17 protein-coding genes are annotated in these 22,352 nt (G+C 40.4%); 12 read left to right on the top strand and 5 right to left on the bottom strand.

Annotated elements, in window-relative coordinates; translation table 11 throughout:
• The first annotated feature begins 17 nt into the window (after positions 1–17).
• From rpsG to M1G01_RS05865, 8 genes are all read left to right on the top strand, one after another.
• Entirely contained in the window at positions 18–488 is a 471-nt protein-coding gene (gene rpsG / locus M1G01_RS05900; protein WP_004250722.1) for a 30S ribosomal protein S7, read from the top strand.
• Positions 489–766: 278 nt separating this feature from the next.
• A complete protein-coding gene (gene fusA, locus M1G01_RS05895; protein ID WP_000090339.1) occupies positions 767–2,848 on the top strand; it encodes an elongation factor G in 2,082 nt (693 codons plus the stop codon).
• A gap of 323 nt (positions 2,849–3,171) precedes the next feature.
• Positions 3,172–4,872, top strand: coding sequence for an acetolactate synthase large subunit (locus M1G01_RS05890; RefSeq protein WP_000411743.1), 1,701 nt, complete (start codon positions 3,172–3,174; stop codon positions 4,870–4,872).
• Positions 4,865–5,341, top strand: coding sequence for an acetolactate synthase small subunit (ilvN, locus tag M1G01_RS05885; protein ID WP_001253813.1), 477 nt, complete (start codon positions 4,865–4,867; stop codon positions 5,339–5,341). Before M1G01_RS05890 ends, ilvN begins: the two co-directional genes overlap by 8 nt.
• Positions 5,342–5,404: 63 nt before the next feature.
• Complete coding sequence (gene ilvC, locus M1G01_RS05880) at positions 5,405–6,454, top strand: ketol-acid reductoisomerase (protein ID WP_345773260.1); 1,050 nt, start codon at positions 5,405–5,407, stop codon at positions 6,452–6,454.
• A 79-nt stretch (positions 6,455–6,533) separates the two neighbouring features.
• Positions 6,534–7,784: a threonine ammonia-lyase IlvA gene (gene ilvA / locus M1G01_RS05875; RefSeq protein WP_000947300.1), complete on the top strand. Its 1,251-nt coding sequence runs from the start codon at positions 6,534–6,536 to the stop codon at positions 7,782–7,784.
• Positions 7,785–7,866: 82 nt separating this feature from the next.
• The gene (locus M1G01_RS05870) at positions 7,867–8,763 is read left to right on the top strand and encodes an SPFH domain-containing protein (RefSeq protein ID WP_000244061.1); all 897 of its coding nucleotides are present in this window, start codon (positions 7,867–7,869) and stop codon (positions 8,761–8,763) included.
• A 106-nt stretch (positions 8,764–8,869) separates the two neighbouring features.
• The gene (locus tag M1G01_RS05865; RefSeq protein WP_001130031.1) at positions 8,870–9,085 is read left to right on the top strand and encodes a capsule biosynthesis transcriptional regulator; all 216 of its coding nucleotides are present in this window, start codon (positions 8,870–8,872) and stop codon (positions 9,083–9,085) included.
• A 92-nt stretch (positions 9,086–9,177) separates the two neighbouring features.
• Here M1G01_RS05865 and M1G01_RS05860 read toward each other — a convergent pair whose 3' ends face one another.
• Together M1G01_RS05860 and M1G01_RS05855 are read right to left on the bottom strand one after the other, a co-directional pair.
• The gene (locus M1G01_RS05860) at positions 9,178–9,918 is read right to left on the bottom strand and encodes an amino acid ABC transporter ATP-binding protein (RefSeq protein WP_000193352.1); all 741 of its coding nucleotides are present in this window, start codon (positions 9,916–9,918) and stop codon (positions 9,178–9,180) included.
• Entirely contained in the window at positions 9,915–11,480 is a 1,566-nt protein-coding gene (locus tag M1G01_RS05855; RefSeq protein WP_070567308.1) for an ABC transporter substrate-binding protein/permease, read from the bottom strand. Before M1G01_RS05855 ends, M1G01_RS05860 begins: the two co-directional genes overlap by 4 nt.
• Positions 11,481–11,609: 129 nt before the next feature.
• Here M1G01_RS05855 and M1G01_RS05850 point away from each other — a divergent pair, with 129 nt between their 5' ends.
• On the top strand, positions 11,610–13,505 hold the full coding sequence (locus M1G01_RS05850) for a DUF2207 domain-containing protein (RefSeq protein WP_247931394.1): 1,896 nt from the start codon (positions 11,610–11,612) through the stop codon (positions 13,503–13,505).
• A 59-nt stretch (positions 13,506–13,564) separates the two neighbouring features.
• A complete protein-coding gene (locus M1G01_RS05845) occupies positions 13,565–14,410 on the top strand; it encodes an undecaprenyl-diphosphate phosphatase (protein WP_247931393.1) in 846 nt (281 codons plus the stop codon).
• Positions 14,411–14,558: 148 nt separating this feature from the next.
• Here the strand turns inward: M1G01_RS05845 and M1G01_RS05840 are convergent, their stop codons facing one another.
• The 3 genes from M1G01_RS05840 to dinB form a co-directional block, all read right to left on the bottom strand.
• The gene (locus M1G01_RS05840) at positions 14,559–15,191 is read right to left on the bottom strand and encodes a TetR/AcrR family transcriptional regulator (RefSeq protein ID WP_247931392.1); all 633 of its coding nucleotides are present in this window, start codon (positions 15,189–15,191) and stop codon (positions 14,559–14,561) included.
• 101 nt (positions 15,192–15,292) lie between these two features.
• Entirely contained in the window at positions 15,293–15,616 is a 324-nt protein-coding gene (locus M1G01_RS05835; protein WP_200370852.1) for a hypothetical protein, read from the bottom strand.
• A gap of 567 nt (positions 15,617–16,183) precedes the next feature.
• Positions 16,184–17,245, bottom strand: coding sequence for a DNA polymerase IV (dinB, locus tag M1G01_RS05830; RefSeq protein WP_247931391.1), 1,062 nt, complete (start codon positions 17,243–17,245; stop codon positions 16,184–16,186).
• A 236-nt stretch (positions 17,246–17,481) separates the two neighbouring features.
• Between dinB and pflB the strand changes: the two genes are divergently transcribed.
• Together pflB and M1G01_RS05820 are read left to right on the top strand one after the other, a co-directional pair.
• On the top strand, positions 17,482–19,797 hold the full coding sequence (gene pflB / locus M1G01_RS05825) for a formate C-acetyltransferase (RefSeq protein WP_000260647.1): 2,316 nt from the start codon (positions 17,482–17,484) through the stop codon (positions 19,795–19,797).
• A gap of 318 nt (positions 19,798–20,115) precedes the next feature.
• A partial coding sequence (locus M1G01_RS05820; RefSeq protein ID WP_247931390.1) for a Spy0128 family protein occupies positions 20,116–22,352 on the top strand: 2,237 nt, incomplete at its 3' end.

The raw sequence follows: 22,352 nt of genomic DNA, 5'->3' as shown, positions 1-22,352 counted from the left end.
AAAGGGGATAAAGAGAAATGAGTCGTAAAAATAGAGCTCCAAAACGTGAAGTATTGCCAGATCCGCTTTACAATTCACAATTAGTTACTCGTCTTATCAACCGCGTTATGCTTGATGGTAAACGTGGTACAGCTGCTTCAATCGTTTACGGTGCTTTTGAGCAAATCAAAGAAGCTACTGGTAACGATGCACTTGAAGTATTTGAAACAGCTATGGAAAACATCATGCCTGTACTTGAAGTACGTGCACGTCGTGTTGGTGGATCTAACTACCAAGTCCCAGTTGAAGTTCGTCCAGAACGCCGTACAACACTTGGACTTCGTTGGTTGGTAACCATCGCTCGCCTTCGTGGTGAACACACAATGCAAGACCGTCTTGCAAAAGAAATCTTGGATGCTGCTAACAACACTGGTGCAGCAGTTAAGAAACGTGAAGACACTCACCGTATGGCTGAAGCTAACCGTGCCTTCGCACACTTCCGTTGGTAATAAAATGATACCAAGAGCGGTAAAGGCCCAAGGCAAAAATAGGAAACTGATGAAGTGTTCCGTGAACACAAAGCAGTTTATCTTTTTTGCACCGGGCCTCGCTCGGGTTCAAATCAGTTAACTTGAGCTTCTAGCCCGAGTTCAATTCAACTTGTCTACAAGTTGAAACCAACAAAAACAAGATAAACATTGAGAACGGGTAGGTCCTGCCTATCCGTTTTTATTAAAATCGTGTTATAATAGAATAGAAATTAAAATAAATAGGAGAAACAAACCTCATGGCACGCGAATTTTCACTTGAAAAAACTCGTAATATCGGTATCATGGCTCACGTCGATGCCGGTAAAACAACAACTACTGAGCGTATTCTTTACTACACTGGTAAAATCCACAAAATCGGTGAAACTCACGAAGGTGCGTCACAAATGGACTGGATGGAGCAAGAGCAAGAACGTGGTATCACTATCACATCTGCTGCGACAACAGCTCAATGGAACAACCACCGCGTAAACATCATCGACACACCAGGACACGTGGACTTCACTATCGAAGTACAACGTTCTCTTCGTGTATTGGACGGTGCGGTTACTGTTCTTGACTCACAATCAGGTGTTGAGCCTCAAACTGAAACAGTTTGGCGTCAAGCAACTGAGTACGGAGTTCCACGTATCGTATTTGCCAACAAAATGGACAAAATCGGTGCTGACTTCCTTTACTCAGTAAGCACACTTCACGATCGTCTTCAAGCAAACGCACACCCAATCCAATTGCCAATCGGTGCTGAAGATGACTTCCGCGGTATCATCGACTTGATCAAGATGAAAGCTGAAATCTATACTAACGACCTTGGTACAGATATCCTTGAAGAAGATATTCCAGCTGAATACCTTGACCAAGCTCAAGAATACCGTGAAAAATTGGTGGAAGCAGTTGCTGAAACTGATGAAGACTTGATGATGAAATACCTTGAAGGTGAAGAAATCACTAACGAAGAATTGAAAGCTGCTATCCGTAAAGCAACTATCAACGTTGAATTCTTCCCAGTATTGTGTGGTTCTGCCTTCAAGAACAAGGGTGTTCAATTGATGCTTGATGCGGTTATCGACTACCTTCCAAGCCCACTTGACATCCCAGCGATCAAAGGTATCAACCCAGATACAGACGAAGAAGAAACTCGTCCAGCATCTGACGAAGAGCCATTCGCAGCTCTTGCCTTCAAGATCATGACTGACCCATTCGTAGGTCGTTTGACATTCTTCCGTGTATACTCAGGTGTTCTTCAATCAGGTTCTTACGTATTGAACACTTCTAAAGGTAAACGTGAACGTATCGGACGTATCCTTCAAATGCACGCTAACAGCCGTCAAGAAATTGACACTGTTTACTCAGGTGATATCGCTGCTGCCGTTGGTTTGAAAGATACTACAACTGGTGACTCATTGACAGATGAAAAAGCTAAAATCATCCTTGAATCAATCAACGTTCCAGAACCAGTTATCCAATTGATGGTTGAGCCAAAATCTAAAGCTGACCAAGATAAGATGGGTATCGCCCTTCAAAAATTGGCTGAAGAAGATCCAACATTCCGCGTTGAAACAAACGTTGAAACTGGTGAAACAGTTATCTCAGGTATGGGTGAGCTTCACTTGGACGTCCTTGTTGACCGTATGCGTCGTGAGTTCAAAGTGGAAGCGAACGTAGGTGCTCCTCAAGTATCTTACCGTGAAACATTCCGCGCTTCTACTCAAGCACGTGGATTCTTCAAACGTCAGTCTGGTGGTAAAGGTCAATTCGGTGATGTATGGATTGAATTTACTCCAAACGAAGAAGGTAAAGGATTCGAATTCGAAAACGCAATCGTCGGTGGTGTGGTTCCTCGTGAATTTATCCCAGCGGTTGAAAAAGGTTTGGTAGAATCTATGGCTAACGGTGTTCTTGCAGGTTACCCAATGGTTGACGTTAAAGCTAAACTTTACGATGGTTCATACCACGATGTCGACTCATCTGAAACTGCCTTCAAGATCGCGGCTTCACTTGCTCTTAAAGAAGCTGCTAAGTCAGCACAACCAGCTATCCTTGAGCCAATGATGCTTGTAACCATTACTGTTCCTGAAGAAAACCTTGGTGATGTTATGGGTCACGTAACTGCTCGTCGTGGACGTGTAGATGGTATGGAAGCTCACGGTAACAGCCAAATCGTTCGTGCTTACGTTCCACTTGCTGAAATGTTCGGTTACGCAACAGTTCTTCGTTCTGCATCTCAAGGACGTGGTACGTTCATGATGGTATTTGACCACTACGAAGATGTACCTAAGTCAGTACAAGAAGAAATCATTAAGAAAAACAAAGGTGAAGACTAATCAGTCCTCACTCTAGAAGGAAGTCACTTAGTGGCTTCCTTTTTTCGTCTTTAACTATTCATTTTTGCTGAATATAGTATACGAATTTAATCGCTAAGTGAGAAAAATACTAATTTTATTCAGAAAGAAAATATACTAATTTGATAAATTAAAGTAAATAAAGCTTCCTAATTCCGTAGAAAAGTTAATAAAAATGAGGAAAAGATTCATAAATACACTTTTAGATAGAAAATTCAGAAAATTGACTCTTTTGCCTTGAAAATTTTTGAAAAAATGGTATGATAGTAACAAGCTATTTTTTTAAGAGAAGAGAAAGGGGAATAATGGAGAAAATCAGTTTAGAATCTCCTAAGACGGGGTCGGACCTAGTTTTGGAAACACTTCGGGACTTAGGGATTGATACCATTTTTGGTTATCCTGGTGGTGCGGTCTTACCTTTGTATGATGCGATATATAATTTTAAAGGTATTCGCCACATCTTAGGACGCCATGAGCAAGGTTGTTTGCACGAAGCTGAAGGATATGCCAAATCAACTGGAAAGTTGGGCGTTGCCGTCGTCACGAGTGGACCGGGAGCAACAAATGCCATTACAGGGATTGCAGATGCCATGAGCGATAGCGTTCCCCTTTTGGTCTTTACAGGTCAGGTTGCGCGAGCTGGAATTGGGAAAGATGCCTTTCAGGAGGCAGACATCGTGGGGATTACCATGCCCATTACCAAATACAATTACCAAGTTCGTGAGACAGCAGATATTCCCCGTATCATTACGGAAGCTGTCCATATTGCAACGACAGGTCGTCCAGGTCCTGTTGTGATTGACTTGCCCAAGGATGTATCAGCTCTAGAGACAGATTTCATCTATTCACCAGAAGTTAATTTACCAAGTTACCAACCGACACTTGATCCAAATGACATGCAAATCAAGAAAATCTTGAAGCAATTGTCAAAAGCCAAGAAACCTGTTTTGTTAGCAGGCGGTGGTATCAGCTATGCGGAAGCTTCTAAAGAGCTCAATGAATTTGCTGAACGTTACCAAATTCCAGTAGTCACTAGTCTTTTGGGGCAAGGAACCATTGCAACGAGTCATCCGCTCTTCCTAGGGATGGGAGGAATGCACGGTTCTTTCGCAGCCAACATTGCAATGACGGAAGCGGACTTTATGATTAGTATTGGTTGCCGTTTCGATGACCGCTTGACTGGGAACCCTAAGACCTTCGCGAAGAATGCCAAGGTTGCCCATATCGACATTGACCCAGCTGAGATTGGTAAGATTATCAGTGCAGATATTCCTGTAGTGGGGGATGCTAAGAAAGCCTTGCAGATGCTACTGGCAGAACCAACTGTTCATAACAATACTGAAAAGTGGATTGAAAAAGTCACCAAGGACAAGAATCGAGTTCGTTCTTATGATAAGAAAGAACGTGTGGTTCAGCCTCAGGCCGTTATTGAACGCATCGGTGAGTTGACGAATGGAGATGCCATTGTTGTCACAGACGTCGGACAACACCAAATGTGGACAGCTCAGTATTATCCTTACCAAAATGAGCGTCAGTTAGTCACTTCAGGTGGTTTGGGTACCATGGGATTCGGAGTTCCTGCAGCTATCGGAGCCAAGATTGCAAATCCAGAAAAAGAGGTTATCCTTTTTGTAGGTGATGGTGGCTTCCAAATGACCAACCAAGAACTAGCAATCCTAAACATCTACAAGGTGCCGATTAAGGTTGTCATGTTGAACAACCACTCACTAGGAATGGTTCGTCAGTGGCAGGAATCCTTCTATGAGGGTAGAACTTCAGAGTCAGTCTTTGATACACTTCCTGACTTCCAGCTGATGGCACAGGCCTATGGCATCAAAAACTATAAATTTGATAATCCAGAGACGATAGAGAAGGATCTAGAAGTCATTCTGGAGGATGTGCCCATGTTTATCGAGGTGGATATTTCTCGTAAGGAACAGGTCTTACCGATGGTACCAGCTGGTAAGAGCAATCATGAGATGTTGGGGGTGAAGTTCCATGCGTAGAATGTTAACAGCTAGATTGCAAAACCGTTCAGGAGTTTTGAATCGTTTTACAGGTGTCCTTTCTCGTCGTCAAGTCAATATTGAGAGTATCTCGGTTGGTGCGACAGAGAACCCCAATGTATCTCGTATCACCATCATTATTGATGTAGCATCTCATGATGAAGTAGAGCAAATCATTAAACAGCTCAATCGTCAGATTGATGTGATTCGCATTCGAGATATCACAGATAAACCACACTTGGAAAGAGAAGTTATCTTGGTGAAGGTATCTGCTCCTGCTGAAAAGCGTGCAGAAATCTTGGCCATTATCCAACCTTTCCGTGCAACGGTAGTAGATGTGGCTCCAAGCTCAATCACCATCCAGATGACGGGAAATGCTGAAAAGAGTGAAGCTTTATTACGAGTGATTCGACCATATGGTATTAAAAATATCGCTCGTACGGGTGCAACTGGATTTACCCGCGACTAATACTCTTTGATTTTCAATGAGTATAAAATCCAGCATAAGTTTGTTAAACTAGCCTATAAGGCAATAAAAAATAGAAAAGAGAGAAAAACTATGGCAGTTCAAATGGAATACGAAAAAGATGTTAAAGTAGCAGCGCTTGACGGTAAAAAAATCGCCGTAATCGGTTATGGTTCACAAGGACATGCGCATGCGCAAAACTTGCGTGATTCAGGTCGTGATGTCATCATCGGTGTGCGTCCAGGTAAATCTTTTGACAAAGCAAAAGAAGACGGATTTGACACTTACACAGTAGCAGAAGCAACTAAATTGGCTGACGTTATCATGATTTTGGCACCAGACGAAATCCAACAAGAATTGTACGAAGCAGAAATCGCTCCAAACTTGGAAGCTGGAAATGCAGTTGGATTTGCTCATGGTTTCAATATTCACTTTGAATTTATCAAAGTTCCTGCAGATGTAGATGTCTTCATGTGTGCTCCTAAAGGACCAGGACACTTGGTACGTCGTACTTACGAAGAAGGATTTGGTGTGCCAGCTCTTTATGCAGTTTACCAAGATGCAACAGGAAATGCGAAAAACATTGCGATGGACTGGTGTAAAGGTGTTGGTGCAGCTCGTGTTGGTTTGCTTGAAACAACTTACAAAGAAGAAACTGAAGAAGATTTGTTTGGTGAACAAGCTGTACTTTGTGGTGGTTTGACTGCCCTTATCGAAGCAGGTTTTGAAGTCTTGACAGAAGCAGGCTATGCCCCAGAATTGGCTTACTTTGAAGTTCTTCATGAAATGAAATTGATCGTTGACTTGATCTATGAAGGTGGATTCAAGAAAATGCGTCAATCTATTTCAAACACTGCTGAATACGGTGACTATGTATCAGGTCCACGTGTGATTACTGAGCAAGTGAAAGAAAACATGAAAGCTGTTTTGGCAGATATCCAAAATGGTAAATTTGCAAATGATTTTGTAAATGACTACAAGGCTGGTCGTCCAAAATTAACTGCTTACCGTGAACAAGCAGCTAACCTTGAAATTGAAAAAGTTGGTGCAGAATTGCGTAAAGCAATGCCTTTCGTTGGTAAAAACGACGACGACGCATTCAAAATCTACAATTAATTCTTGTAAAGATAGACAGAAGGCGAGTTGGGGGTACCTAACTCGTTTTTTATCTTGAACAGTATTTGAGGAGGAGACAATGCTAAGTGCAAAAGATGTGGTGAAAGCTCACAAAGTTTTGAGTGGTGTAGTAGTTGATACACCACTAGAATATGATCATTATTTATCAGAAAAATACCAAGCAAAGATTTATCTCAAAAAGGAGAATGCGCAACGAGTTCGCTCTTTTAAAATTCGTGGAGCCTATTATGCCATTTCTCAACTGTCAAAAGAAGAACGCGAGCGTGGTGTAGTCTGTGCCTCTGCGGGAAATCATGCCCAAGGTGTCGCCTATACTTGTAATGAGATGAAGATTCCTGCAACGATCTTTATGCCCATCACAACACCGCAACAAAAGATTGGGCAGGTTCGCTTTTTCGGTGGAGAGTTTGTGACGATCAAGTTGGTTGGGGATACCTTTGATGCTTCTGCTAAGGCAGCACAAGAATTTACATTGACAGAAAACCGCACCTTTATCGATCCTTTTGATGATGCGCATGTTCAAGCTGGTCAAGGGACTGTAGCCTATGAAATTCTTGAAGAAGCCCGTAAAGAGTCTATTGATTTTGATACAGTACTTGTACCAGTAGGTGGTGGCGGATTGATTGCCGGTGTTTCTACTTATATTAAGGAAACCAACCCGACTATTGAAGTGATCGGGGTAGAAGCTAATGGTGCTCGCTCTATGAAAGCTGCCTTTGAAGCTGGGGGACCAGTTAAGCTTAAAGAAATTGATAAGTTTGCTGATGGGATAGCCGTACAAAAGGTTGGACAATTAACCTATGAAGCGACCCGTAAGAATGTTGAAACGCTGATTGGGGTGGACGAGGGATTGATTTCCGAAACCTTGATTGATCTTTATTCCAAACAAGGTATTGTAGCAGAACCAGCCGGAGCTGCCAGCGTTGCAGCCTTGGAAGTTTTATCAGACTATATCAAAGGCAAGACGATTTGTTGTATTATTTCTGGAGGAAATAACGATATCAACCGCATGCCAGAGATGGAAGAACGTGCCTTGATTTACGATGGAATCAAGCATTACTTTGTAGTGAATTTCCCACAACGTCCAGGAGCTCTACGAGAGTTTGTAAATGACATTTTGGGGCCAAATGATGACATCACTCGTTTTGAATATATCAAACGAGCAAGCAAGGGGACAGGGCCTGTATTGATTGGGGTAGCTCTTGCCAATAAGCATGACTATGCTGGATTGATCCATCGAATGGAAAAGTTTGACCCATCTTATATTAATTTGAATGGGAACGAAACATTGTATAATATGCTAGTTTAAGCTAAAATAAAATTATTATCATATTATTTGCGTAATGATGTTGATGGTGCTATAATGAGGGTGACGAAAGGGGGAGATTCCCATGGTTTTACAAATTTTACTTATTTTATTGTTTTTAGTGGTGATTGCATCAGTGATTATGATTAGTTCTGTGTATGTGGTTCGACAACAATCGGTCGCTATCATAGAACGCTTTGGTAAATACCAAAAGTTGAGCAATAGTGGTATTCATTTACGAGCTCCTTTTGGAATTGATAGGATTGCGGCAAGAGTTCAACTACGCTTGTTGCAAAGTGAGATTGTTGTAGAGACAAAGACGCAAGATAATGTATTTGTAACGATGAATGTGGCAACTCAGTATCGAGTAAATGAAAATAACGTCACAGATGCCTATTATAAATTGATGCGTCCAGAAGCCCAAATTAAATCCTATATTGAAGATGCTTTGCGTTCATCTGTACCAAAGCTAACCCTAGATGAGTTGTTTGAGAAGAAGGATGAAATCGCCTTAGAAGTTCAAAAACAAGTGGCTGAAGAAATGTCTACGTATGGGTATATCATTGTCAAAACGCTGATTACTAAGGTTGAACCTGATGCTGAAGTAAAACAATCAATGAATGAAATTAACGCGGCTCAACGTAAGAGAGTTGCGGCGCAAGAGCTTGCTGAAGCAGATAAGATTAAAATCGTGACCGCAGCAGAAGCAGAAGCAGAAAAAGATCGCCTACATGGTGTAGGGATTGCAGAGCAGCGTAAAGCAATTGTTGACGGACTAGCTGATTCTATCCAAGAGTTAAAGGGAGCCAATGTTGAGCTAACTGAAGAACAAATCATGTCTATCCTATTAACGAACCAGTATTTAGATACGTTGAATAATTTTGCAGATAAAGAGGGTAATAATACAATCTTCCTACCAGCAAATCCTAATGGAGTCGAGGACATAAGAACTCATATATTATCGGCTTTAAAAGCCAAATAAAAATATGCAGAATAATATAGTTACGACGAATATATGTTTTTTTATTGACAAATGAAATAAAAACGTATACAATTAAGTATTGTAAAGAATAATTTAGGAGAAGAACATGGCTAAGTCGAACTTTGAAAAAGTAGAAGCAGTTGTTGGCTGGGTTCGTGATAAGAAAATCACAGGCTACCGTATCTCTAAAGAAACGAATGCGCGTGAAATGTCTATCATTGCTCTAGCACAAGGACGCGCAAAAGTTAAAAATATTTCATTTGAAACAGCTCTTGGTTTAATCGATTTCTATGAAAAAAATCATGAAAAATTTGAAGATTAAACTGTGGTCACAGGCAGATTCCTGAATCGAGTCTGCCTTTTCTTTACAATTACAAATTAAAAAGACTGCATTCTTTATGCAGTCTTTGTTTATTAGCTGAGATAGCGTTGAAGAAATTCTTTTGTCCGTTCTTCTTTAGGGTTCGTGAAGAGTTCTTCTGGTTTACCTTCTTCAGCAATGACGCCCTTATCCATAAAGATGACACGGTGAGAGACATCGCGAGCGAATTCCATTTCGTGGGTTACAACGATCATGGTCAAGCCTTCTTGAGCCAAATCCTGCATAATTTTGAGGACTTCTCCGACCATTTCAGGGTCAAGAGCAGATGTTGGTTCGTCGAAGAGAATGGCATCAGGATTCATGGAGAGAGCGCGGGCGATAGCCACACGTTGTTTCTGACCACCTGATAGTTGCTTCGGTTTGGCTTGCCAGTAACGTTCTCCCATACCAACCTTTTCGAGATTCTCTTTGGCAATTTTTTCAGCTTCAGAGTGGTCACGTTTGAGTACAGTTGTTTGGGCAACGATCGTATTTTCAAGGACATTCAGATTTTCAAAGAGATTGAAAGATTGGAAAACCATACCGAGCTTTTCACGATAATGGGTGAGGTTATAGCCTTTTTCTAAGACATTTTCTCCTCGATAGAGAATCTCACCCTCTGTAGGTGTTTCTAGTAAATTAATCGAACGAAGGAAGGTTGATTTTCCACTTCCTGAGCTCCCGATGATGGAAATAACCTCTCCTTTATGGACGGTGAGAGAAATGTCTTTTAGCACTTCGTTTTGCCCATAGGATTTTTTGAGGTGTTTGATTTCAAGAATTGGTTGTGTCATTTTTTCAAATCCTCCGTTTGCATTTGGTTAGCACCTGTAGTGTAAGTATCCATGTCCATACGACGTTCGATGAAGCGTAGGATACGGGTCACAGTAAAGGTGAGGACAAAGTAAATCACGGCGATGATGGTAAAGGTCTGGAAGTATTGATAGGTTTGTGTTGCTACAGTATTTCCTGAGAAATAAAGCTCAACAACTGAAATAACGTTCAATACAGAGGTATCTTTGATATTGATGACAAATTCATTACCAGTAGCAGGTAGAATATTACGGATAACCTGAGGTAGGACAATCTTACGCATGGTTTGATTGTGGGTCATACCGAGAGCAGTTGCAGCTTCAAACTGTCCTTTGTCAACTGCTAGAATACCACCACGAACGATCTCTGTCATGTAGGCACCCGTGTTGATTGAGACGATGAAGATAGCAGCTAGTGTGCGGTCAAGATTGATACCGAAAGCTTGGGCAGTTCCATAGTAGATAACCATGGATTGAACAATCATTGGTGTACCACGGAAGATCTCGATATAGACATTGAGAATCCAACCAACTAGTTTCTGTAGGGCGTACATTGCCTTGTTCTCAGATAGTGGAGCGGTACGGAAGACCCCGATTGCAAGTCCGATAAGGAGACCTGTGATGGTTCCGATAATGGAGATTAAGAGTGTGATACCAGCACCACGCAAGAGTTGTTGCCAGTTTTCAGAAAGGATCTTAGCAACTTGGCTAAAGAAACTACTTTCTTCCTCCGTTGTTGTAGACTCCACAGGTTGCTCTTTGATCATACGATCCATGAGGGCTACTTGTTCATCCTTAGAGATGGTTTCGATGCTCGCGTTGATTTGGCTGATGCGGCTGTCATCTTTACGAAGTCCAATGGCAATAGCTGTATCTTCTTCGCCAGTTTTGAAACCCGGTTGAGGTTGGATCATTTTGAACTTAGCGTTAGCAGACTCAGCGGTCATTGCTTCAGGTCGTTCAGAAACATAGGCATCAATAACACCAGCCTCCAGAGCTTGACGCATTTGGGCGAAGTCACCCATAGCTGTTTCTTTTTTGGCACCTGGAATTTGGGAAATCAGGTCATAAAGATAAACACCTTGTTGAGACGTGATTTTTGCTCCACTAAAGTCCTCTAAAGATTTGGCATTGGCATAGGCAGAGTCCTTTTTTACCAATAGAACCGGTTCGCTAGTATAGTAACTGCTTGAAAAAGCAATTTCTTGTTTGCGTTCAGCGGTTGGGCTCATACCGGCAATGATCATATCAATTTTGCCAGAAGTAAGGGCTGGAACAAGTCCTTCCCATTTGGTTTTCACAACCAAAGGTTCCTTACCAAGGTCTTTGGCAATCTTTTTAGCAATTTGAACATCGTAGCCGTTGGCATATTGGTTGGTACCGTCGATTTTGACGGCGCCGTTACTATCGTCGTCTTGGGTCCAGTTGAAGGGAGCGTAAGCTGCCTCCATCCCGATGCGTAAATATTCGTCGGCTTGGACTTGGCTAACTAGTCCTAAGGTAAGGGCTAGGCTAGCAAGGATAGATAAGCATAATTTTTTCATGTTTTCTCCTATTTCTAGTCTAAAAATGACTCTCTCTATTGTATCTAAAAATAGTAAGATTTTCAATACAAGTAAGCCTTTACTTATAAAAAATGATATAATGGTAAAAAGATTGAAAGGGAACCGATTATGAAAAAAAGATGGCTGTTGGCTTTGGTATTTACTTATTTATTATTTATACCGAGCCTGGTTTTTGCAGTAGACTTTGATATCTTATCCTATCAGGGTGATTTGAATATTCATGCAGATAATACTGCAATTTTTAAGGAAACAATTACCTACCGCTTTGGAGATGATTATAATGGTCAGTTAGTTGGGCTAGGGAAAGCTGGGAAAATGCCGGAAGGATTTGACATTGATCCCGACCCGACCGTTCAGGTCTCTAAAAATGGAAGAATTGTTCAAAATGCTTCCTTCTATACTATGGAGGAAGAGGACGGCTACAAGGTAAAAATTTACAATGCTGGATATGCTGGAGATACTGTTCGTGTAACGGTTACCTGGAAACTAACAAACCTTCTCTTCTTATATAAGGATATCGCAGAGCTGAATTGGCAACCCTTGACAGATAGTACTGGAGATATCAAAGAGATTGAGTTTAAGGTCAGCTCTGATACTCCAGCAGAGAAACTCTATTTTCATGCAGGCCAACTCCTAAGGGACTCTAGTGTTGAAAAAGCAAATAATCTCTATCATGTCAAAATGAAAGACCTTCCGAGAAAGCGACAAATCGAATTACACGCATACTGGTCGAGAAGTGCTTTTGCAGAAGCTCCAGATCAAGGATTAGAGGAAGAACGTTTAACCGATTTTAACCGGATTGAAAGCAATATAGCGACAGAAAAAGCGCAAAGTGAGATGTTGATGAAATGGGTATTTCCCGTCATTTTTATGAGTCACTTACTTCTAGTTCCTCTCTTCTATAGGAAGTTTCGTCAGAGTACAACCATTAAAAAGGTCTTTCCAAAAGATCATCGACTCTACGAACCACCGATGGATTTGCCTCCAATGGTTTTAGCAGAAGCAGTGTATTCAACCTCCTTAGAGGAAGTCAATCCCCTAAACAAATCAGGGTTTGGTAAATTTACTTTTGAACGTTTGATTCAGGCAACCTTGTTGGATTTAGTAGATCGAGGCCATTTATCTATTTTCCAAGGGGATGAGGAACCTTATGTGCGCATTATCAGTGAAAAGGGTTTGTCCAATTTTGAGAAGGAATGCCTGCGCATGACTTTGTCAAATAAGAAAGAATTGGCTATTTCAGAGCTCTTCCCTGATTACCAAGTTTCATCTTCCCTTTACTGTGGTGCCAAAGAGTCAGATGAAAAACATATCCGAGAAACAGGCTCGCGTCTTAAACGCTCCTTTGAAGGAAGACTTCAACGCATTCAGTCTTGTGTCAAGGATAAGGTCCATGTACTTCGTATCCCAAGCTACTATCGTTCCTTGACAAGCGAGGAACGCCGCCTTGCTCTCGGGATGCGAGTTTGTTCAGCCATAACAGCTCTAGGTGGACTGCTATTCTTTTACTATAGCTGGCAAACACATGGTTTCTTTTCGATCCCGTTTCTACTTTTAGGATTGACAGGATTAGGAGCTAGTTTCTGGGTTTACCTTGCCACGCGAGGAGCCTATCGCGATGGAGTTCTAACAGAGGAAGGAGCGGAGATCTTCTATCTCTGGACGAGTTTTGAAAATATGCTTCGCGACATCGCTCATCTGGATCAGGCCGAGCTAGAGAGCATCGTCCTTTGGAACCGTCTATTGGTCTATGCGACTCTCTTTGGTTATGCCAAGAAGGTGAGCAAGTTAATGAAAGTTCGCCATATTCAGCTTGAAAATCCAGATTTGAATCTTTATGTAGCCTATGGTTGGCACTCACAGTTCTACACCTCAACTGCACAAATCAAGCAATACACAGCTGTTGCAAATACAGCTAGCAACTACTCTGTATCTTCTGGAAGCGGGAGTTCGGGTGGAGGCTTCTCAGGAGGCGGAGGCGGTGGTAGCATCGGAGCCTTCTAAAAAATCTATCGCAACATCCGAAATTGTGCTATAATAGAGGACAGAAAAAGGAGTAATGTATGTATTTTATTGAAATTTTGAAGTCAATCTTTTTTGGGATTGTTGAAGGAATTACAGAATGGTTGCCAATTTCAAGTACTGGTCACTTGATTTTAGTTGAAGAATTTGTACAATACAAGGACCAAAATGAAGCCTTCATGTCCATGTTTAATGTTGTCATTCAGCTTGGTGCCATTTTAGCAGTTATGGTCATTTACTTCAACAAGCTTAATCCCTTCAAACCTGGTAAAACTAAGGTCGAAGTTCGTCGAACTTGGCAATTGTGGTCAAAAGTCTTCGTTGCGACCTTGCCTTTGCTATTGGTCTTTAAATTGGATGATTGGTTTGATGCCAACTTCCATAACATGGTTTCAGTTGCGATCATGTTGATTATCTATGGTGTTGCCTTTATCTATCTTGAAAAACGAAATAAGGCCCAAGCTATTGAACCAACAGTAACAGAGCTAGACAAATTGCCTTATAAAACAGCCCTTTACATCGGTCTCTTCCAAGTCCTTGCCCTTTTCCCAGGAACAAGTCGTTCAGGTGCAACTATCGTTGGTGGTTTGTTGAATGGAACAAGCCGCTCAGTCGTAACAGAGTTTACCTTCTATCTCGGAATTCCTGTTATGTTCGGAGCTAGTGCTTTAAAGATTTTCAAATTTATTAAAGCAGGTCAACTTTTGAGTTTTGGACAACTGTTCTTGCTCTTGGTTGCTATGGGTGTTGCCTTCGCAGTCAGCCTGGTTGCCATTCGTTTCTTGACCAGCTATGTGAAGAAGCACGACTTTACACTCTTTGGGAAATACCGTATCGTACTTGGTAGTGTCTTGCTGCTCTATAGTTTTGTGCGTTTGTTTGTATAAGTTAAAAATAAAATAGGATAGTTCGCCAAAAAAACATTCGGGGAACTATCCTATTTTTTTATAATCGTTTAGTTTATTTTTTTCACCTTATTATGCCGCCTTGTCCTACGTTTATCCAAGGCTTTAAAAGTAAACGAAAAGATTGTATTTAATTTGATTGACTTAAAATTTCTTGGATCAAAGATTCATCAAAAATATCTAGTCCGATGGATTGAAGCATAAATTGTAAAAAATAGATACGATCAACTATTTTTTCGGAAGAATTTTCAAAAATACTCCCTTCTACCCAAAAGTTAGTCAAAAGCAAGATTGTCTCGGCTGCTTCATTAGGGAAGGGGATAGGTTGGATGGACTGATCTTCTATTCCTTTTTTTATAATATCTGCAATAAGGGGAGTTCCTATACGCAGATTATAACGGATAATAGTCAGCATGAACTCCGCATCAAGAGGCGCGTGATTCAACATTTCGTAGTTAGTTTTCTGACTTTTTAAACTAAACTGAAAGGTTTCTTTGAGCTGCTCTCTTCCAGTTAAATGACTGGTGGATTCAAGCCAGTCTAGCAATTCCTTTTCCATCAATTGATAACGCTGTTTTAAAACTGCAAAAAAAATTTCATCTTTTGATTGAAAATGGTGATAAATGGCTCCTTTTGAAATGCCAGCTGTTTGCGCTATATTTTGTACACTTGTTTTTTCATAGCCGTTGTGAATAAAAAGCTGTGTAGCCGTTGATAAAATTTTTTCAATCATTGCTTGAGATTTTTCTGTTTTTGCGACCATTGAGTTCCTTCTCTCTGTTTTATTAAATTTATTTTATCAAAAAAAGAAGAAAAGGTAATATTTGAGCAGTCTAATAAGCCTCCTTCCTTAAGAAAATCACTCTACTTTTTTAATTTTGCTTCTATACGTTTGATGTGATACAAGTTTGAGAGAACTGTAATCCCACCAATGGTCATTATTCCTAAACCATTCCAAGGACTAAACAAAGTAGTGATGAGCCCACCAGTAAGTGTAGCATATCCACATTTCACTCCCAAACGAGAATGTCGGATACCGCTCTCTCCTTGTGTTAATCGGTAAAGCTGTTCTTTTTGTAGCTTTTTTTGCTTTTGAATGGTTTCGTGATGACGTATTTGTTGTTGACGTACTCGTTGATTTTGTTTTTCAATAGAATCGATTGTTTTTTCTAGCATAGTTTTTTTCATGTTAAGTCCTTTCTTTCAAAAACCGACTGGACGGTATTTTTTTATATTTTCTAGTTTAACAAATAAAAATGAAGGTGTCAATACCTACTACTTATGAAAAAAAGTGTTTTTTACTAGGAACTATTTGAAATCTGTCTCACATTTTTAGTTTTAAGTGTTGGAGTTAATACTTACTTAAAACCAACTGCTCCTTTTCATTAATAAACTGTCAAAAAATATTGTAGTCCAAGTATATGCGTGGGAATATCCCTTGAATATTATAGTATATATCCTAGTACAAATGCGGTAGGACATCAAACTAAACTATATTTCTCAAAAGCATTCAGTTTTCTAGCAAAAGAGAGAGGGAATAAGAGGAAGAGGCTTTCTTGAATTGGGAATTTTTAGAGTCTATAATGTGAATAATACTAATACAGCCTGCTGAATGCTGGTCCGCAATTCAAGATAATACTTCTGACTGTTTTAGCGGTTAGCTACCACGATCTAAGAATTATTTTTAAAACAGAATGAGGCTGAAACACTTTTGTTCCAACCTCATTTGATTAAAACCAATGCCCCCTCAAGGATTTAAAATCCTGTCACTGTAATTCCTAGTAAACGGATACCTTTTTCTTTGTCAGCCAGTTCTTCGTAGAGTTGAAGGGCAGTTTGAGAAATCTGACTAGTGTCCTGTGTTGCTTGTGGGAGGCTTTTTCGTCTAGTCAGAGTGGAGAAGTCAGTATAACGAATCTTTAGGATAATGATTTTTCCAGTTTTGTCTTGTTTACTGAGATTGAGAGCTACTTTTTCAGAGAGAAGAGTCAGCTCTTTTTTGATGTCCTCTTCATCTTGGAGAATCTTACCATAGGTTTTCTCCTTGCCGATGGACTTACGAATGCGATTGGACTTGACTGGAGAATTGTGAATACCACGAGCCTTTCGATAAAGGTCAAAACCGAGTCTGCCGAACCGATCGATTAAAGTGACTTCTGAGATGTCCAATAAGTCCGCACCAGTATAAATACCCATTTCATGAAGGCGTTCAACTGTTTTTTTGCCCACACCATGGAATTTAGCAATGTCCATTTGTTTGAGAAAGTCTTGGGCCTGGTCAGGTAGAATCACTGTTAAACCATGCGGTTTCTGATAGTCACTAGCCATTTTAGCTAAGAATTTGTTATAAGAGACGCCTGCAGAAGCAGTCAGGTGTAGTTCCTGCCAGATATCCTCTTGGATGAGGCGGGCTATTTTGACAGCAGACTTGATACCGAGTTTATTTTCCGTCACATCTAAGTACGCCTCGTCAATACTCATAGGTTCAATCAAATCAGTGTAGCGTTTAAAAATAGCTCGAATCTCAAGCCCCACTGCCTTATACTTTTCATAATTTCCAGAGATAAAGACAGCTTGGGGACAGCGCTCATAAGCTTCTTTAGAGCTCATAGCTGAATGAACACCAAAAGCCCGTGCCTCATAGCTACAGGTAGAAACGACACCACGCCCACCTGTTTGTCTAGGGTCGCTTCCGATAATGACAGGTTTGCCCTTTAACTTGGGATTATCTCTTATTTCCACCGCAGCAAAAAAGGCATCCATGTCGATATGGATGATTTTTCTGGACAAATCATTTATCAATGGAAATATGAGCATTATTGCACCTTTCTAGCGTCATTTTCTATTCATTATACCTTTTTTTCTGAAAAAATGGAAAAGAGTAATCCTACTTTCAAAAATATAATACAGATTGTGCCTAAAATTAGACTGTATTAGAAAAGAAAGTAACAAAAAAGCCGGATTTCGCTTGTTGAAATCGGTTACTGTGTGGTATACTTGTCTCATGAATGTAACAGATGGCTGTTACTAGAAAGAAAAATGAGGACATTAACATGGTTGTTAAGACAGTTGTTGAAGCACAAGACATTTTTGATAAAGCTTGGGAAGGCTTCAAAGGTGTAGATTGGAAAGAAAAAGCAAGCGTTTCTCGCTTCGTTCAAGCTAACTACACACCTTATGATGGTGATGAAAGCTTCCTTGCTGGACCAACAGAACGTTCACTTCACATCAAAAAGATTGTAGAAGAAACTAAGGCTCACTACGAAGAAACTCGTTTCCCAATGGACACTCGTCCAACATCTATTGCTGATATTCCTGCCGGATTTATCGACAAAGAAAATGAAGTTATCTTCGGTATCCAAAACGATGAACTCTTCAAATTGAATTTCATGCCAAGAGGTGGTATCCGTATGGCTGAAACTACTTTGAAAGAAAATGGATACGAACCAGATCCAGCTGTTCACGAAATCTTTACTAAATATGTAACAACAGTTAACGACGGTATCTTCCGTGCTTACACTTCAAACATCCGTCGTGCTCGCCACGCTCACACTGTAACTGGTCTTCCAGATGCATATTCACGTGGACGTATTATCGGTGTTTACGCACGTCTTGCTCTTTACGGTGCAGACTACTTGATGCAAGAAAAAGTAAACGATTGGAACTCAATCGAAGAAATCGATGAAGAAACAATTCGTCTTCGTGAAGAAATCAACCTTCAATACCAAGCATTGCAACAAGTTGTTCGCTTGGGTGACCTTTACGGGGTTGATGTTCGCAAACCAGCGATGAACGTAAAAGAAGCAATCCAATGGGTTAACATTGCTTTCATGGCTGTCTGCCGTGTGATTAACGGTGCTGCTACATCTCTAGGTCGTGTGCCAATCGTATTGGACATCTTTGCAGAACGTGACCTTGCTCGCGGTACATTTACTGAATCAGAAATCCAAGAGTTTGTTGATGATTTCGTTATGAAACTTCGTACAGTTAAATTTGCTCGTACAAAAGCTTATGACCAATTGTACTCAGGTGACCCAACCTTCATCACAACTTCTATGGCTGGTATGGGTAACGACGGTCGTCACCGTGTTACTAAGATGGACTACCGTTTCTTGAACACTCTTGACAATATCGGTAACTCTCCAGAGCCAAACTTGACAGTTCTTTGGACTGACAAATTGCCATACAACTTCCGTCGCTACTGTATGCACATGAGCCACAAACACTCTTCTATCCAATACGAAGGTGTAACAACAATGGCTAAAGACGGATACGGAGAAATGAGCTGTATCTCATGCTGTGTGTCACCACTTGACCCAGAAAACGAAGATCAACGCCACAACATCCAGTACTTCGGTGCTCGTGTAAACGTTCTTAAAGCCCTTCTTACTGGTTTGAACGGTGGTTACGACGATGTTCACAAAGACTACAAAGTATTTGACATCGATCCTATCCGTGACGAAGTTCTTGAATTCGAATCAGTTAAAGCGAACTTTGAAAAATCTCTTGACTGGTTGACTGACACTTATGTAGATGCTTTGAACATCATCCACTACATGACTGACAAGTACAACTACGAAGCTGTTCAAATGGCCTTCTTGCCAACTAAACAACGCGCTAATATGGGATTCGGTATCTGTGGATTCGCTAATACAGTTGATACATTGTCAGCTATCAAGTACGCTACTGTTAAACCAATCCGTGATGAAAATGGCTACATCTACGATTACGAAACAATCGGTGAATACCCACGTTGGGGTGAAGATGACCCTCGTTCAAACGAATTGGCTGAATGGTTGATCGAAGCTTACACGACTCGTCTACGTAGCCACAAACTTTACAAAGACGCTGAAGCTACAGTATCACTCTTGACTATCACATCTAACGTTGCTTACTCTAAACAAACTGGTAACTCACCAGTCCACAAAGGTGTATACCTCAACGAAGATGGTTCTGTGAACTTGTCTAAACTTGAATTCTTCTCACCAGGTGCTAACCCATCTAACAAAGCTAAAGGTGGATGGTTGCAAAACTTGAACTCACTTGCTAGCCTTGACTTTGGTTACGCAGCTGATGGTATCTCATTGACAACTCAAGTTTCTCCACGTGCTCTTGGTAAGACTCGTGACGAACAAGTTGATAACTTGGTAACAATCCTTGATGGTTACTTTGAAAACGGTGGACAACACGTTAACTTGAACGTTATGGACTTGAACGATGTTTACGAAAAGATTATGTCAGGTGAAGACGTTATCGTACGTATCTCTGGATACTGTGTAAACACTAAATACCTCACTCCAGAACAAAAAACTGAATTGACACAACGTGTCTTCCACGAAGTTCTTTCAATGGATGACGCATTGAGCTAAGATTCAATTAGAATGAAAAGAAAGCTAGTCTATAGGACTGGCTTTTTTCTATATCTAAAAGGTAAATTTTCGATATATCATATGAAAAATACTGAGAGATTTTGTTAATTCTGGTGACAATGTGTTGAAATTTAAAAGAAAAATATAATAAAATCTTATAAAAACTTATTTTCTAGTTATTAAACTTGAATAGATTGTATTGAGATGTTATAATACAATAGATAAATTCTAGTTAGTGATAGAGGTTGTCAAAATGGTATGATGCAATCTCTTAGGGAGATTAGAAATAAAAATTTCATATAGAAAAGAGGAGAAGAAATGTCGAAAAGCAAAGCGTTAAACATGCTTTCTAAATTTTCTGCGTTAGCTTTTGCTATTTTAGGCCTAGCATCTGTTTTGATAGGCATTGTTAAAGCAGATAATCCTGTTTCAAAAGAATTGACACAAGTAATTACAGGCATTGATCTGTTAGATGCTTCAGATACTAAGCAAAATGTGAGTTCAGAAGGAGATTTCTCGCTTCGTACGAATTTAGCATATAAGCTTCGCGTGACTTTTGATCTCAAACAGTATAATGAACACCTGAATAATGGAGATTATTTTACCTTTGATATACCTGCTCCTATGGCAGTTTATGAGGGGAGTCAGGATTTAATTGATCCGACAACAAAAGTTACTATTGGAGAAGCTGAAGTGACTTCAAATGGTACTGATCAAGGTGGGAAAGCAAAAATCACCTTGAAAAATTTGGATAAATACCTAGAGAAAACTGGTGGAGATAAGGTAAAAGATGTGTCAGGGAATTTTTCTGTTTCTTTTAGATTCTTAAAAGATCAGAATAAAACCCGCATTAACTTTAATTCATCCTCATTGAAGCAAGAAGTGACTCACATTTATTCCTCAAAAACAATCGATGGTCCCAAAGTTGGTACTGAAAATTACGCTAAAATTGGAGGTCGTGCTGCCCTTGAAAGTTGGAACTCTCCAAAATTGGCTGAGATTGGTTCGGTTAGCAAGGGAGATGCATGGTCTACCTGGCGTGTACGTGTAAATACAGAGAAACAAGACTTAGGGCAAAATATTGTATTACATGATACTATACCAAATGATGATACTAGTTATACTCCCGCACAGTATATTCCTGAGACTCTAAAAGTGTATAAGGCAAATATCACTGTTGGGACTTCTGCTGTTCCAGATGATGCAGTTTTGCTAACTGAGGGACAAGACTATACCGTTTCGTGGAACGAAAACTATACTTCATTTGATATCATTTTTAAAGATGGAACGACCTCTTATATAGTATCTTATAACACAACAACTCCTAATGATGGAAGTAAAGTAGGAAATAGGGTTGCTCTGTCATTGGCTGACGGGACTAAATTAGCACAGAATACAAGTCGTCCGGGAGCCCTTGATATGACAGCTGAGGCGACATCTTTGATTTCTGGTACGATTGTAGCATCTACTGCTTACCAAATTAAGATTCATAAGACTGATGCCTTCACTCTTGCTCCAGTTTCGGGTGCAGTATATACTGTGACAGCAGCAGATGATGCAAGTGAAACAACAGAAGTGACTACGAATGAAAAAGGAGTAGCGCTTACGAAAACTTATGATCAGAAATGGGAAGGTAAAACGTTTAAGATCAAAGAGAAGACTGCTCCAGCAGGTTATAAACTAGATGAAAAAGAGTATACAGTCAAACTCGGTGCTGCGGGTTCTACTATTCATCTTAAAGACGAACCTGTTCCAGCTGTATTCAATGTGACGGCTAAGAAGGTAGTAGAAGGACGTACAGACAAACTTCCAAAAGCGGATGAGTTTACCTTTAACCTGTTTACTGCAGAGAACTTGAAGGACCCTGTAGCCACAGCAAAATCAAAAGCTGATGGAACGATTACCTTTGAGAATCTCCAAGTAAAAGACGCGGGAACTTATCACTACATCATCAAAGAAGACACTTCAACAGCAGTTGCTGGCGTTACATTTGATACAGAAGCCAAGGAAGTTACTGTAGCAGCAACTTTCCAAAGTGGAGTTTTAACAGCAACTGTCACATCTGCAGAACCAACTTTCACTAACACCTATAAAGCAACTCCCGCTAAAGAAACTATCACAGCTACTAAAGTCTTGAACGGTAAAGAACTTGAAGCTGATAAATACGAATTCGAGCTTAAAGAAGGTGACAAAGTCGTTGCGACAGCTAAAAACGCTGCAGACGGCACCGTTACTTTCAAAGAAATCGAATACAATGAAGCAGGCGACCACACTTACACTATCACTGAAAAAGCAGGTAGTGAAAAAGGTGTGACATACGATACTGCTAAACACGAAGTTGAGGTAAAAGTTACAGATAACGGCCAAGGTCAACTTGTTGCAACTGTTACAGGTAACAACCCAACCTTCACCAACACCTATAAAGCAGCTAAAACAAGTGCAACGATCACAGCTACTAAAGTCTTGGATGGTAAAGCCCTTGAAGCTGATAAATACGAATTCGAGCTTAAAGAAGGTGACAAAGTCGTTGCGACAGCTAAAAACGCTGCAGACGG

This window comes from Streptococcus oralis, from assembly GCF_023110055.1.
Lineage (GTDB): Bacteria > Bacillota > Bacilli > Lactobacillales > Streptococcaceae > Streptococcus > Streptococcus oralis_BY.
The sequence above is the reverse complement of the archived record's forward strand: the minus strand, read 5'-3'. Positions and strand labels throughout refer to the sequence as shown.